Here is a 13,402-nt window from a genome sequence, read left to right on the forward strand (position 1 = left end):
TTCTGTGGGTTCCGCGTTCTTCCGTTGCGAAAAATATTTTAAAATCCCGCTGAGGCGGGACTGCCAGCTAAAGCGGCAGCCTACAAAGGTCACAGGAGCGAGGGCTTATATTTAACTAATAGCGTACAGCTGACGGCTTAAAGCTTTGTTTTAGCCCTTACCATCAAGATCTCTTTCAGATGTGATCTCTATTTTTCTGTATCTTGTTCATACTGGTTCCTGTCCGTTTTATGACTTAATCAAGGTCGACGGCCCCTAGAGAAGCTCGCGGGTGACCTTGATCATGCGTGCTTCTACGGTGCGCTGTATCTTGTCTTCAATCTGGCTGCACTGAGACTCAACCTCGCGCTTGGTGGTGGCTACTACCACAAACGACCATTCGCTGGCATCGTGCCGGTCGTGTTCACCACTCTCGCAGACAGCCACCGACGGGGTGCGCCCGAATCGTTCGTGCATGCCGCCGATGCGCTGGCGCTTTTCTTTGAGGGAACCACATCCCGGCAGAGAAAAAGTGATGGTCAGAATAGCGATATGCATATCGTGCTCCTTGCTCGCCTGCAGAACAGCCTAGTATGCTTTGGCCGTTCTGCAAGCGAGTGTCGGCAGAGGTTACCCAGTAGCCTCTTACTCTCACCCCATATTCAGTGCCAGTGCTTCTGGGTAGCCGCGTTCATTGGCGAGTTGTACGGCAACGGCTTCTACCTGCTCGGCACTCTGCTGGCGGGTAATGGCCAGTTGCGGTGATAAGCGCGGTGCTTGTTTCGCACCATCAGGCTTAACATCTTGCTGTGGGCAGTCGATTTTTAACCAGCCCAGGTCGGCCAGTCGGGCCACGATGCGATCCGCCGCGGTCAGTGCCGAGCTGGCCTTGACGATTTCTACCCGCGCATAATGCTGGCCTTCAAAGGAGACATCGGCGGCACGCAGCGAGGGATCACTGCCCGGAATTTGCTGGGCGCCAAACAGCGGCTTGCCACCCACGGTGGCACGAGCAAAGTCGGGCAGCAGGCGGGCCATGTGATTAATGGCCTCCCGGGTGCGGGCTTCTATGTCGGTATTTTGCCAGCCTTGCTCCAGCTGGATTTGATATGGCTGGGGCAATTGCGGCTGGGCGCTGAGCGGGCCGCTGGCCACCAGGCCGTTTTTAAACAGCGTGATGCCGTCTGTCATGCCGTGCAGCTGAAATACCCCGTTCGGATAGGGCGTTAACTGAGCCATGCCCCTGGGGGTGCCGCGTGGTCCGTGAAAAATCACCTCCGGCCATTCACCGCGGGTGTGCCAGTGGGCCACATAGGCGGCCTTGTATTCCACCAGCCGTTGGCGACGGTAACCAGCCATGTCATCCACCAGGCCGGTGCGAAAACCGCAGGCATTCACCAGAAAGTCGACCTTGTGCGCTTGCACCTGCTGTTGCACCAACTGTGTTTCTTGCTGAGAGCAGGTCTCTGTATGGATCAGCCAGCCATCGGGCAAGGGCTCAAGCTCGGTGGCGCGGGTGTTCAGTTGCAACTGGCAATGGGGTGAGTCTTGCAATGCCAGGGTGGCGGTGGCCGCCATGCGAAACAGGCTCCAGCCGTATTCCTGCACCAAAATCAGCGGAAACTTCAGCAAGTCCGGGTCCAGATGATGGGCCAGGGGGATTAACCAGTCGTCGTGGCTGTTTGCTTTTTCGGGCAGAGGGCGCTCGGCCAGATCCACAAACTGCTCGCGGCTGTAGCAACGATAATAATTTTCCGGCTCGCCCAACACCTTGTTGGCCACATCTTCCGCCACCAGCCGTTGATACTCCTGGGTGACCTGCCTGAGTCGCGGCAACAGCGCGCTGGCATCCCCGGCATCCGAGGTCGGGATGGCGATCACGGTAGGGCGACGATTGATGCTGTGCGGATAGGCGCGCACCGAGTCGATGGACTGGCGCAACAGCGTCAGGCATTGCTGATCGCTGATTTCGCGATACAGATTGCCGCCCGCGTGCAGGTGGCAAATGGGCGGACCATTCAGCAAGCCATTGCCGGCTTCAATCAGCAGGGTATTAATGCCTAAATCGGCCAGCCGTAACGCAGTGGTGGCCCCGGCAACGCCGCCGCCCAAAATGCCAACGGTCAGTGGGCGTTGCGGGCTGGCATGGCAAAGGTGTGTGTTCATTAGTTCTCAAGAATGCGGTGTGTGAAGAGTGAAGCGCAAAGAGTGAAGGGTTAAATCTAACACCTAAATATAAAAAGCTCTTTCGCCACGATTCTTTGTAACAAGAAGCACGGAACCCACGGAAAAATGAAGATGGGATAAATACGAAGGGCTCTTAGGGGGTGACCTTATGCATAAGAAGCCCTTTCACTTTTACCTGTCTTTACGTCCGTGTATTTCCGTGTATTCCGTGGCAAAAATGGGTTTGGGGTTGGTGTTATGTCGTCCTCTCCACTCTTTCCCCTTCACCCATCACGTAACCTGGTGCTTGCCGAGTTCGGTGAGCAAATCGTTGATCAGCGCGAGTCTTGCGGCGGCATCGTGGCTGGGTATCGCAAAGCGCAGCCGGGTTGGCCCTTCCATTTTGTAGATGCGCGGCTGGCTTTGCAAGAGGCTGACCAGGAACATGGGGTCTATGTTGGCATCCTGGGCAAAGGTAATGCTGCCGCCAGTGGCACTGGCGTCGATTTTGTCGATGCCCAGAGGGTTGGCCTTGAGCTTGAGCCCCGCCAGCGCCACCAGATTTTTGGTGGGCTCGGGCAAGAGGCCAAAGCGGTCAATCAGCTCTACCTGCAGTTCGCGAAGCTGAGCATCATCTTCTGCGGTGGCGATGCGTTTGTACATGGACAGGCGCATGTTGACGTCGGGAATATAATCCTCCGGTAGCAGGGCGGGCAGGCGCAGTTCGATGTCGGTTTGGCTGCGCAGCAGTTGTTCCAGTGCCGGCTCCTTGCCCGATTGTAGCGCTTTGACTGCCTGCTCCAGCATTTCCATATACAGGCTGAAGCCGATGGCGGTGATCTGGCCACTCTGCTCGTCGCCCAGCAGCTCGCCGGCGCCGCGAATTTCCAGATCGTGGGTGGCCAGGGCAAAACCGGCACCCAAGTCTTCCAGCGCCGAAATGGCCTCCAGCCGTTTTTTGGCATCCGTGGTCATGCGCTTGGGGTGGGGGGTCATCAAATAGGCATAGGCCTGATGGTGCGAACGCCCCACACGGCCGCGCAGCTGGTGCAACTGCGCCAGGCCCAGCTTGTCGGCTCTGTCCATGATAATGGTGTTGGCGGTGGGCACATCGATACCGGTTTCTATGATGGTGGAGCACAGCAGCACGTTATAGCGCTGATGGTAAAAATCACTCATCACCCGTTCCAGCTCCCGCTCGCGCATCTGGCCGTGGGCGATGCCAATGCGCGCCTCGGGTACCAGGGTGGCCAGGGTTTCTGCGGTGTGTTCTATGGTTTGCACTTCGTTGTGCAGGTAATAGACTTGGCCGCCACGCTTGAGTTCCCGCAAAATGGCCTCGCGGATGGTGGCGGGATCCGATTCGCGCACGAAGGTTTTTACCGCCAGTCGCTTGGCCGGTGGGGTGGCGATAATGGACAGATCGCGCATGCCGCCCATGGCCATGTTCAGGGTGCGCGGAATGGGGGTCGCGGTGAGCGTCAGAATGTCCACGTCGGCGCGCAGCGCCTTGATCTGATCTTTCTGGCGCACGCCAAAGCGGTGTTCTTCGTCCACAATCAACAAGCCGAGGTCTTTAAAGCGAATATCCTGGCTTAATAATTTATGAGTCCCGATCACAATATCTATGGTGCCGTCGCTGATCCCCTCCAGCACCTTGTCCTGCTCTTTGCCGCTTTTAAAACGGCTGATCATGTCTATGCGTACCGGCCAGTTGGCGAAGCGGTCTCTAAAGTTGTCGTAATGCTGCTGGGCCAACAGGGTAGTGGGCACCAATACCGCTACCTGTTTGCCATGGTGCACTGCCACGAAGGCGGCGCGCATTGCCACTTCGGTTTTACCAAAGCCCACGTCACCACACACCAGTCTGTCCATGGCCTTGGGCTGGGTCATGTCGGTGAGCACCGCATTGATGGCGTTCAGCTGATCGTCGGTTTCTTCAAACGGAAAGGCATCGGAAAACTGCCGGTAGGCGGCCTTGTCGTGGATCATGGCCTGACCGGGCTGGGCGGCACGGCGGGCATACACATCCAGCAGTTCGGCGGCTACGTCGCGCACTTTTTCGGCGGCCTTGCGTTTGGCCTTGGCCCAGGTTTCGTTGCCGAGCTTGTTCAGGGCAGGGGCATCGGCACCGCTGTAACGGCCCACCAGATGCAGGGCGGTCACCGGCACATACAGCTTGTCGCCACCGGCGTATTCCAGGGTCAGGTATTCCGACTTCATTCCGCCGGCATCCAGGGTTTGCAGGCCGGTGTAGCGGCCCACGCCGTGATCCAGATGCACCACCGGCTGACCCATCGACAGCTCGGCCAGGTTGCGGATCAGGGTATCAGGGCTCAGGCTCTTGGACTTTTCGCGACGGCGGCGCTGAATAACGCGCCCACCCAGCAAGTCGCCTTCGCAGATCAGGGCCAAGCGGTCATCGAGAATAAAGCCTTGCGACAGCGGACCGACCAGCAGGCCGATGTTATCGCTACCCGCCAGAAATTCATTCACGCTGTGATAGGGCCAGGGCTTGATGGCAGAGCCGGCAAACAGTTCAATCAGGGCCTCACGCCGACCGGCGGTTTCCACCGAGAACAACACCCGGCCCTTGAACTGGTCACAGAACGCCAGCAAGCGGGTGAGTGGTTCGGCTTTCTGATGCTCCACTTCCAGCTCCGGCAGCGCACGAATGGGCGCATTGAGCCGGTCGCCTTTTTCCAGCACCGGCGTTGGGCTCAAGTGCAGCTGCGGCCACTGGTTGAGTTGCTGCAACACGGCACCGGGCTGCAGATACAGTTCGTCGGGCGGCAACAGTGGGCGCAGGGTGTCGTGGCGACGATCTTCATAGCGCTCTTGCACATCTTGCCAGAACACAGTGGCGGCCTCAGACAGCTCGCCCACGGTGAGTACCAGCAAGTTCTCTGGCAGCGAGTCGAACAGGGTCTGGGTGTGTTCGAAAAACAGCGGAAAGTAATGCTCGATACCCGCCGGAAACTGGCTTTGACTTACTCTGTGATACAAGGACTCCGGCTCGTTACGCAGCGCAAAGCGCTCGCGATACTGGCCACGAAAACGCTCTATGGCATGGCTGTCGGTCGGAAACTCCCGCGCCGGCAACAGGCGCACCTCGGCCACCGTATCGCGCGAGCGTTGGGTATCGGGGTCGAAGGGGCGCAGGGTGTCAATTTCATCGTCAAAAAAGTCGATGCGATAGGGTTCAACGGCCCCCATGGGATACAGATCGAGCAGGGCGCCGCGGGCGGCAAATTCGCCGTGCTCCAATACCTGTTCTACCGCGCGATAGCCGGCGCGTTCCAGTCGAGTGCGCAGGCCGTGCATATCCAGTTTGTCACCGGTTTTCAGCAGCAGGCTGTTTTGCTCCAGCCAGTCTCTGGGCGGAGTGCGCAGCATTAGGGTTGTGATGGGCACAATCAGCAGGCCCCGGCTGAGTGCCGGCACGCCATACAGGGTTTCCAGTCGCTGGGAGATGATATCCCGGTGCGGTGAAAACTGATCGTAGGGCAGAGTTTCCCAGTCGGGGAACAGCTGCACAGGCAGCGCCTGCTCTGTGCTGGCGTCTTGTTGCAAGAGGTGGCGAACCTCCTGCTCCAGCCGCAGGGCGGTGGGGGTATCCGGCACCATCAACAACACCAGTTGTTGCTGCTGTTTGACTTGTTCGGCAATGGCCAGGCTCAAGCTGCTGCCAATCAGTTGGCCCAGGCTGGCCTTGGGTCTGGGAGTAGGGCTGGCTATCTGGATCATGATGTTGTGGGGCCGTCTTGTTGGGCGCGGCGTTCGGCGCGGGCTTTAAGTTGCTTGGCCTGGAGTTGCAGGCTGGCACGAATCAGGGCATCTCTGTCTTGTTCGCGCAGGGCAGTAAAGTGACAACGATAGTGCTCGGGCTCGGATTCTGCCTGCACCTCGCCATAACCATAAACCGCCACCGACAGTTCTGGCAAAAACAGTTTGAAGCGTATGGCACATCCGTCAGCCAGGGGCTGTCGCGATAAAAAGGTAAAACCGCCACCACCCAGGCTCAGGGTATGATGCCGTTCGGTGGGGTCATCTTCGCCGGCCAGTACATAGCTGAGCACCAGATCGATTTTGCGTGACTGCAAATTGATGATTTCGACCAGTTCCGCCGCATGTTCGTCCAGGTTGCGCAGCAAGCGGGCATTATTGGTATCGATGCGGGTCACTTCACTGATAAGCTTGAATGGCGCCGGGATCTGGGCCTCCAAAGTGTCGGCGTCGGGCACGGTTTCGCCATCCGCCAGGGGGATCAGGTTAACCTGCGCCCGATAGTCGATGCTGAAATAAGGGTCTGCCATTATTTGCTGCTCTTGTTGCGCCATTCACATACCTTTATTATTCCGCAACTTGCGGGTGAGGTAAAACCCTTTAAAAAACGGATGATTAGACCATGTTTCAACCCCTGACGTTAATGTTGGGCCTACGCTATGCGGGCGCACGGGGCCAGCGAAGCTTTGCTTCTTTTGTATCCGGCTTTTCTACCATTGGTATTTTACTGGGGGTGGCGGCACTGATTGTGGTGTCGGCGGTCATGAATGGCTTTGAACAACAGCTTAAAGACCGCATGCTGGGCGTGCTGCCCCACGCCATGGTCACCGAGCCCCAGGGCCGACTGGCCGATCCCGAGCAATACCAGAGCTTGTTTGCCAACAGCGACGCAGTGATAGCCAGCGCGCCCTTTATTCGCGCCGAGGCCATGGTGCAGGGGCCGGGGCATATTACCGGCGTCGAGCTCTATGGCATAGATCCGGCCAATAGCCAGGATCATATTCTGCAAACCCTGGATGCTCGCACCCGGGAGTATTTTGAATATTTGCCCTACGGCGTAGTCATGGGCTGGAGCGCGGCGCGTTCCCTGGGCGTCGAGCCCGGCGACAAGGTGCGGGTGACGGTTACCGAAGGCAGTCGTTTTACGCCTTTGGGCCGGGTGCCCAGCCAGCGATTGTTTACTCTGGTGGGCACCTTCAGTACCGGCACAGATGTAGACCGACAGCTGATTGTTGCGCGCCTGGACGATGCCGCGCGCCTGTTGCGCTATGCCCCGGGCCAGGCTTCTGGCTTGCGGCTGTGGCTGGATGACCCCTTTGCGCTGTCTGCCTTGCCGGTGCTGCCCGAGCCGCTTGTTTACGAAACCTGGCAACACACTCGCGGCGAGTTGTTTCAGGCGGTGGCCATGGAAAAACGGCTGATGAGCTTTATGCTGGCGCTGATTGTACTGGTGGCGGCCTTTAATATTCTGTCGGCCATGGTGATGGTGGTGACCGATAAGGAAGCCGAAATCGCCATGCTGAAAACTCTGGGTCTGAGCCGGGGACGCATCATGACCATCTTCATGATTCAGGGCGGCTTCAGTGGCGTGCTGGGCAGCATACTGGGCTTTGTGCTGGGGGTCTTGCTCAGCTTGAACCTGGATGTGGTGCTTAATGTGCTGGGCCTGAATTTTTATGGCGCCGCCGGGGGCGCCGAGCTGCCGGTGTTACTGTTACCCATGCAACTGATTACCGTGTTGTTTTCCACTTTATTATTGTGCGTGTTGGCCAGCCTGTATCCGGCGTGGCGGGCATCGCGTGTTCATCCTGCCGAGGCCTTGCGTTATGAATAATCCGTTAGTAACGGTTGAAAATTTAACTAAAACTCATCTGGACGGAGCGCAGCCGGTCACCATACTGGATGGCGTGAGTCTGCAGCTGGCCGCTGGCGAGAGCCTGGCCGTGGTGGGCAGCTCGGGGTCGGGTAAGAGTACCTTGCTGCACTTGCTGGGCAGCCTGGATGCGCCCACCAGTGGCCGGGTGCTGATCGAAGGCGAAGATCTGCACCGCATGCGCGACCGTGCCCAGGCGCGGTTTCGTAACCGGTACATGGGATTTGTGTATCAGTTTCATCACCTGTTGGGTGAGTTTACCGCCCTGGAAAACGCCGCCATGCCCTTGCTGATTGCCGGTCGTCCGGTGGCCGAAGCGCGGGCCGCCGCCGAGGCGCTGTTAACGCGGGTGGGGCTGGGCCATCGCCTGGAGCACAGACCCTCGGCCTTGTCTGGCGGTGAGCGTCAGCGGGTGGCTATTGCGCGGGCGCTGGTGAACAAGCCGCGACTGGTGCTGGCCGATGAGCCCACCGGTAACCTGGACGCTCACAGCGCCGCCGAGGTGTTTGCCTTGCTGGCCGAGCTGCAAAGCGAGCTGGGCACCGGCCTGGTGGTGGTCACCCACGATCTTGCACTGGCTGCGCGCCTCGACAGACAATGCCGCTTGGTGGATGGACGCCTGGTCGACGGCCAGTTGATGGACGGGCGCTGGGTAACCGACGACGAGCTGCGTACGTCAGCCACGCTGAGTTCAGTGCAGGAGCAAGCCTGATGTTTCGACCCTTGAGTGTGTTCTGGGGCTGGCGCTTTAGCCGCGCCAAACGTCGCAACCGCTTTATTTCCTTTATCTCGGTGGCCTCGATTGCGGGCATCGCCATTGGTGTGAGTGCGCTGATCCTGGGACTGTCGGCGATGAACGGCTTTGAACGGGAGCTGGAAAATCGCATCTTGTCGGTGTTGCCCCACGGCCAGCTGACTGCTGCCAAGGGACCGGTAAACCAGTGGCAGTCCATGGCGGACCGGCTGGAAGGTTCACCCGGCATAGTGGCCGTGTCGCCGGTCGTACCGCTGGAAGGCCTGCTGAGCCGTGGCGACAAGTTAAAGGCGGTGCAGCTGCAAGGGGTGGTACCCGAAGACGAGGCCAGGGTATCCGAGCTCAAGCCCTATTTAAATGGCGCCAGTCTGGCGATGTTGCGTCCCGGCGAGCGCGGGCTGATTTTGGGCAAAGCCATTACCGACCAACTGGGGCTAACGGTCGGCGACAGCGTGTCGTTATTGCTGCCATCCCCGGGCAGTGACGGCTTTGGTTCGCCCAGGCGTCACCGCTTTACCCTGATTGGTATATTGAGCCTGGGTGGCCAGCTCGACAGCGTACTGGGTTATACCCATTTGCAGGATGCCCAGGAGTTGAAAGAGATGAATGACACCATTTCGGGCTTTCATTTGCGGGTGACCGAGGTGCTGGCGGCAGATCAGCTCACCATGCAGGCGGCGATGGGCATGCCGGTGGGGTTTTATGTGAGCAGCTGGATGGAAAGCCAGGGTAATATTTATCACGACATTCAGCTGGTGCGTACTCTGATGATAGTGGTGTTGCTGCTGGTGATGGCGGTGGCCAGTTTCAATATCGTCTCTACGCTGGTGATGGCGGTGAACGAGAAGAAGGGCGACATTGCCATTCTTAAAACCATGGGTGCCGGCCCCTGGCAAATTCGTGGCGCCTTTGTGGTGCAGGGCATGTTGAACGGTATTACCGGTATCTTGATTGGCGGTGTGCTGGGGCTGTTGCTGGCGACGCGGTTATCGGATCTGGTGGCGGCCATAGAGGGCATGACCGGGCATCGTTTCTTGAATCCGGATATCTATTTTATCGACTTTATTCCCACCGAGTTTCACTGGGCGGATTTATGGCTGGTCACCGGCTCGGCATTGGTGCTGATCTTTCTGGCCACCGTGTACCCCGCCTGGCGCGCCGGCAAACTGCTGCCACGGCAGTTGCTGGGAGAAGCTTGAAACACGGCTTTAAGCGGTAAGCGGTCAGAAAAACAAAAACGCCGGGTCTGCAAATCCGGCGTTTTTTTGTGGTTGCCCTCTTTCTGGCGTATGTCACCGCTATCTGTGGGTGGTTTCTGCACATCTCTCTTGTCATTCCCGCGAACCCTCTCTTGTGATGAGTGAAGCGTAAAGAGTGAAGGGAACGACAGACAGCCAACAGCAAAGCACCACACCCTGTAGTCCTGCGCTTAAGCTGCAGGTCATGCGTTAGCAGGATGGTATTAATAAAGTCCCGCTGAGACGGGAGTGCCAGCTAAAGCGGCACCCTACAAAAATACAAACTGTCATCCTGATGTTCGTCAGGATGACAGCAAAAGACCACAGGTTCTGCTGTTTGGTAGCTTGTTCGCTTCACCCTTAACTCTTTACTCTTCACGGTATCAGCGTCTTCTTGCCTTCCAGGCTCTGTGTATTTTGCAGCGCCAATACAGGCGGGTGAGTAGCCAGGCCGAGACAGAAGACACCAAGCCCAGCAAAAGAGCGCCGGTCAGCAATGGCCAGATGATGCTGGCAATGTCATGCTCCAGAGAGTAGCTGAATTCCAGGGCCGGCAGACCCAGCAGTCTTATGCCCAGCTGGTAGGCCAGATAAAACATCGGGGCTATGGTCAACGGGTTGTTGACCCACACCATGGCGATGGCCAGGGGCAGATAGCCGCGCAGTAAAATGGCCAGACCAATGGCAACAAGAGAGTGCAGGGGCAGGGGTAGCCAGGCGGCAAATACACCGGCGGCCATGGCAATGGCCACCGAGCGGCGGTTATAGCTCCAGTAGTCCGGGTCGAGCAAGCGTTCGCCAAACATGCGCAGCAGCCTGTGCTCACGCATGGTAGCCTGGCTGGGCATTTTTGATCGTAGCCATTGTCGTATCATTACGGAATGCGCCGTCGCCGTTTCCAACGCCGCGATACCGTCCAGCGCCAGAGTCCGTGGATCACCATAAAGCCCGTGGCTGAGCACACGATGGCCATCACCAGACACCCCAACAAGAAAGGCGGCGCCGCCGAGCTCATGGCGCTGCTCAGCCCGGACAAACTGAGTTCAAAGTGCTTGTAGTGGTGGGGGCGGTCCAGCAAGAAGGAGCCGAGCCGATAGGCAAAGTAAAACATGGGCGGCATGGTCAGCGGATTGCTCAGCCACACCAACACGGCAGACAGCGGCAAGTTCACGCGAAAGGTCATGGCCAGCAGGGCGGCCAGCACCATTTGAAAAGGAATGGGCATCCAGGTGCAAAACAGCCCCACGGCAAAGGCCCCGGCAGCCGAGTGTCGGTTGAGGTACCATAAATTATTGTCGTGTAACCGACTGCCCAGCAACCCAAGATATTTATTGTTCTTGATGGTGCCGGGGTCTGGCATCAGGCGTTTTAACGTCTTTTTTGGCATTTGCTCTAAGTCCGCAATACTTATCGGATGGATAAGTCGCTTTTTTCTTTTTGCTTCGGCATTTCAAGCATCATGATCTGGCCCTGGCTCCCCGGTTGGGATTGGTGGATACCCTTGGCATGTGTAGCCGGTTTAAGCTGGCAACGAAGGCCGGCCACGGCGTGCTTGTTACTCGGTGTCGTGTGGGCGCTATGTTACAGTCACTGGCAGCTGAATTGGCTGCAAACCCCGACTTTATTTGAACGTACTCAACTTGTTGCCGGCACCGTAGAGACGATTCAACCCAAAGGCCAGTCCGCAAGCAGGCTGATTGTCAGGCTGAAAACCCTGAATGGTCAAGCACTTTCCCCTCAGCCTCGGGTTTTGTTGTCCTGGTACGGCGAACAAACACCGCCCCGGGTGGGCGAATATTTTCAAACCATCACCCGGCTGCGCCTGCCCCATGGCTTGCATAATCCCGGGACCTTTGACAGTGCTCGCTGGTTGCTGGGGCAGGGGATTAGCGCGCGCGGCAGCGTCACGGGAACACTTACCCAACAGGCTCATTCTGGCATTAAACGTACCCGCCTGGTTCGCCACATCAAGGCGGTGACGGATGATCTTCCCGCTCAGCCCTGGCTACTGGCCCTGAGCATAGGCGATCGCTCGGGGCTGGAATCTCGAGACTGGGCCATGCTGCGTGGGCTGGGGATTAGTCACTTGTTTGCCATCTCCGGGCTGCATATTGGTTTGGTGGCCGGATTGGGATTGTTGGCAGGGCGCCTGAGTGGCAACCGCTGGATTGCCACTGCATTGGCTGCCAGTCTGGCGCTGGGGTATGCCTGGCTGGCAGGGTTTTCGGTGCCTACCCAGCGCGCCTTGCTGATGCTGTTACTCTGGTTGGGGCTGTACTGCTGGGGGCGATTCTGGAGCGGGCGGCGTATTGTGCTGATGACCATGATGCTGTTGCTGGCTGCAAATCCCTGGCTGGCGCTGGATTACGGTTTCTGGCTGTCGATACTGGCGGTGGCGGCGCTCCTGGTGACGACCGGCTGGCTGGGCGGGCGTCGATTATGGCGCTTGCAGGTGGGACTGACGGTGTTGTTGCTACCGTTAGTCATGCTGCTGTTCGGAGGCGTCAGCTGGTTATCCTTGCCTGTGAATCTGGTGTTGATCCCGCTGTTTTCGTTGTTACTGATCCCGCTGTTGCTGTTGGCATCGCTGCTCTTGCTGCCCGCACCTGAGTTGTCTGTCTGGGTATTCAGCCTGTTGAACGCGCTGTTTGAACCCCTGATTGCCGGTTTGCACTGGCTGAACGACAGTGTATCGCCCTGGATCTGGCTATCGGCTCATGCCCAGGGGGTGGGGTTGGTAATCTTGTTACTGCCGCTGGCGTTGTTGCCAAGGGCCCGGGGATTGCTGGTGTTGCCCGGGTATATCTTGTGTTGGCTGTTATTATCGCCGTCCGGCTGGCAGGTACGAGTGCTGGATGTGGGGCAGGGGCTGTCGGTGCTGGTGACCCAGGACAAGCAGGCGCTGCTGTATGATACCGGCAATCGCTTTAACTCGGGCTTCAATATGGCCGATGGGGTGATTTTGCCGCTGTTGCGCAACCTGGGCATCGACAAGCTCGAGTATCTGGTGGTCAGCCATGACGATCAGGATCACAGCGGCAATCGCGATTATCTGGCCCACACCTTGCCTATTGCCCACCGCTGGGGCGCCTGGTCAGATGGACAGCATTGCCGCGCCGGGCAGCAAAGCCACTGGGGCGAGCTGACGCTCACCGTGCTGTGGCCGGTTAATATCAGCGGCCACAGCAATAATGACTCTTGTGTGCTGCACATCAGCGACGGCCGGCTGTCGGTATTATTAACCGGCGACATTGAAGCCAGAGCCGAACAGGCACTGCTGGCCACCGGTCAGCCACTGGCGGCCAAGCTGCTGCTGAGTCCTCATCATGGCAGCAACAGCTCATCTACTGCCGCCTTTATTGATACGGTTAATCCAGACTGGGTGGTACATACCGCCGGTTTTGGCAATCGCTGGGGCTTTCCGTCATCCGAGGTAATGGCACGCTTTAAACAGCAAGGTGTGGGGCAAATCATTACCGGAGATCAGGGCATGGTGCACCTGGTGGCTGATGGCTCTCGCTGGCGTTTGGTGCAGAGAAAACGACCCGGTGCCTGGTATCACAAGCTCAATACTTGGTTGAACGGCCCTAAGCCGTTAGAATAGCG

The 13,402-nt window shown here is 58.1% G+C and carries 10 protein-coding genes; 4 read left to right on the forward strand and 6 right to left on the reverse strand.

Features of this window, described 5'->3' with window-relative positions; genetic code table 11:
• Positions 1–255: 255 nt before the first annotated feature.
• From IEW52_RS07730 to IEW52_RS07745, 4 genes are all read right to left on the reverse strand, one after another.
• Positions 256–537, reverse strand: a complete 282-nt coding sequence (locus tag IEW52_RS07730; RefSeq protein ID WP_188629491.1) for a DUF503 domain-containing protein — start codon at positions 535–537, stop codon at positions 256–258.
• Positions 538–630: 93 nt separating this feature from the next.
• Complete coding sequence (locus IEW52_RS07735) at positions 631–2,145, reverse strand: FAD-dependent oxidoreductase (protein WP_188629492.1); 1,515 nt, start codon at positions 2,143–2,145, stop codon at positions 631–633.
• Between the two features lie 291 nt (positions 2,146–2,436).
• On the reverse strand, positions 2,437–5,892 hold the full coding sequence (gene mfd, locus IEW52_RS07740; protein WP_188629493.1) for a transcription-repair coupling factor: 3,456 nt from the start codon (positions 5,890–5,892) through the stop codon (positions 2,437–2,439).
• Positions 5,889–6,485 carry a PilZ domain-containing protein gene (locus tag IEW52_RS07745; protein ID WP_229667848.1) on the reverse strand — a complete coding sequence of 199 codons (597 nt, stop codon included), beginning with the start codon at positions 6,483–6,485 and terminating at the stop codon, positions 5,889–5,891. Before IEW52_RS07745 ends, mfd begins: the two co-directional genes overlap by 4 nt.
• Positions 6,486–6,553: 68 nt before the next feature.
• Between IEW52_RS07745 and IEW52_RS07750 the strand changes: the two genes are divergently transcribed.
• Genes IEW52_RS07750 through lolE form a run of 3 tightly spaced genes read left to right on the forward strand, consistent with a single transcriptional unit; the run spans position 6,554 to position 9,757 of the window.
• Positions 6,554–7,765, forward strand: a complete 1,212-nt coding sequence (locus IEW52_RS07750) for a lipoprotein-releasing ABC transporter permease subunit (RefSeq protein ID WP_188629494.1) — start codon at positions 6,554–6,556, stop codon at positions 7,763–7,765.
• Positions 7,758–8,516 carry a lipoprotein-releasing ABC transporter ATP-binding protein LolD gene (gene lolD / locus IEW52_RS07755; RefSeq protein ID WP_188629495.1) on the forward strand — a complete coding sequence of 253 codons (759 nt, stop codon included), beginning with the start codon at positions 7,758–7,760 and terminating at the stop codon, positions 8,514–8,516. Before IEW52_RS07750 ends, lolD begins: the two co-directional genes overlap by 8 nt.
• On the forward strand, positions 8,516–9,757 hold the full coding sequence (gene lolE, locus IEW52_RS07760; RefSeq protein WP_188629496.1) for a lipoprotein-releasing ABC transporter permease subunit LolE: 1,242 nt from the start codon (positions 8,516–8,518) through the stop codon (positions 9,755–9,757). The genes lolD and lolE overlap by 1 nt, the downstream gene beginning before the upstream one ends.
• Before the next feature lie 422 nt (positions 9,758–10,179).
• On the opposite strand, the gene IEW52_RS07765 is transcribed toward lolE, so the two are convergent.
• Positions 10,180–10,626 (reverse strand): DUF2062 domain-containing protein, encoded by a 447-nt coding sequence (locus tag IEW52_RS07765; RefSeq protein ID WP_229667849.1) that lies wholly within the window; start codon positions 10,624–10,626, stop codon positions 10,180–10,182.
• A gap of 44 nt (positions 10,627–10,670) precedes the next feature.
• Positions 10,671–11,183, reverse strand: a complete 513-nt coding sequence (locus IEW52_RS07770; RefSeq protein ID WP_188629498.1) for a DUF2062 domain-containing protein — start codon at positions 11,181–11,183, stop codon at positions 10,671–10,673.
• A 72-nt stretch (positions 11,184–11,255) separates the two neighbouring features.
• Between IEW52_RS07770 and IEW52_RS07775 the strand changes: the two genes are divergently transcribed.
• Entirely contained in the window at positions 11,256–13,400 is a 2,145-nt protein-coding gene (locus IEW52_RS07775) for a DNA internalization-related competence protein ComEC/Rec2 (RefSeq protein ID WP_373286221.1), read from the forward strand.
• The last annotated feature ends 2 nt before the right edge of the window (positions 13,401–13,402 follow it).

The organism is Oceanisphaera marina (assembly GCF_014643915.1).
Taxonomy (GTDB): domain Bacteria; phylum Pseudomonadota; class Gammaproteobacteria; order Enterobacterales; family Aeromonadaceae; genus Oceanimonas; species Oceanimonas marina.

What these genes read in the sequence shown, in the direction of transcription:
- IEW52_RS07730 (WP_188629491.1), bottom strand. Translation starts at nt 537, where the DNA reads ATGCATATCGCTATTCTGACCATCACTTTTTCTCTGCCGGGATGTGGT.
- IEW52_RS07735 (WP_188629492.1), bottom strand. Translation starts at nt 2,145, where the DNA reads ATGAACACACACCTTTGCCATGCCAGCCCGCAACGCCCACTGACCGTT.
- mfd (WP_188629493.1), bottom strand. Translation starts at nt 5,892, where the DNA reads ATGATCCAGATAGCCAGCCCTACTCCCAGACCCAAGGCCAGCCTGGGC.
- IEW52_RS07745 (WP_229667848.1), bottom strand. Translation starts at nt 6,485, where the DNA reads ATGGCGCAACAAGAGCAGCAAATAATGGCAGACCCTTATTTCAGCATC.
- IEW52_RS07750 (WP_188629494.1), top strand. Translation starts at nt 6,554, where the DNA reads ATGTTTCAACCCCTGACGTTAATGTTGGGCCTACGCTATGCGGGCGCA.
- lolD (WP_188629495.1), top strand. Translation starts at nt 7,758, where the DNA reads ATGAATAATCCGTTAGTAACGGTTGAAAATTTAACTAAAACTCATCTG.
- lolE (WP_188629496.1), top strand. Translation starts at nt 8,516, where the DNA reads ATGTTTCGACCCTTGAGTGTGTTCTGGGGCTGGCGCTTTAGCCGCGCC.
- IEW52_RS07765 (WP_229667849.1), bottom strand. Translation starts at nt 10,626, where the DNA reads ATGCGTGAGCACAGGCTGCTGCGCATGTTTGGCGAACGCTTGCTCGAC.
- IEW52_RS07770 (WP_188629498.1), bottom strand. Translation starts at nt 11,183, where the DNA reads ATGCCAAAAAAGACGTTAAAACGCCTGATGCCAGACCCCGGCACCATC.
- IEW52_RS07775 (WP_373286221.1), top strand. Translation starts at nt 11,256, where the DNA reads ATGATCTGGCCCTGGCTCCCCGGTTGGGATTGGTGGATACCCTTGGCA.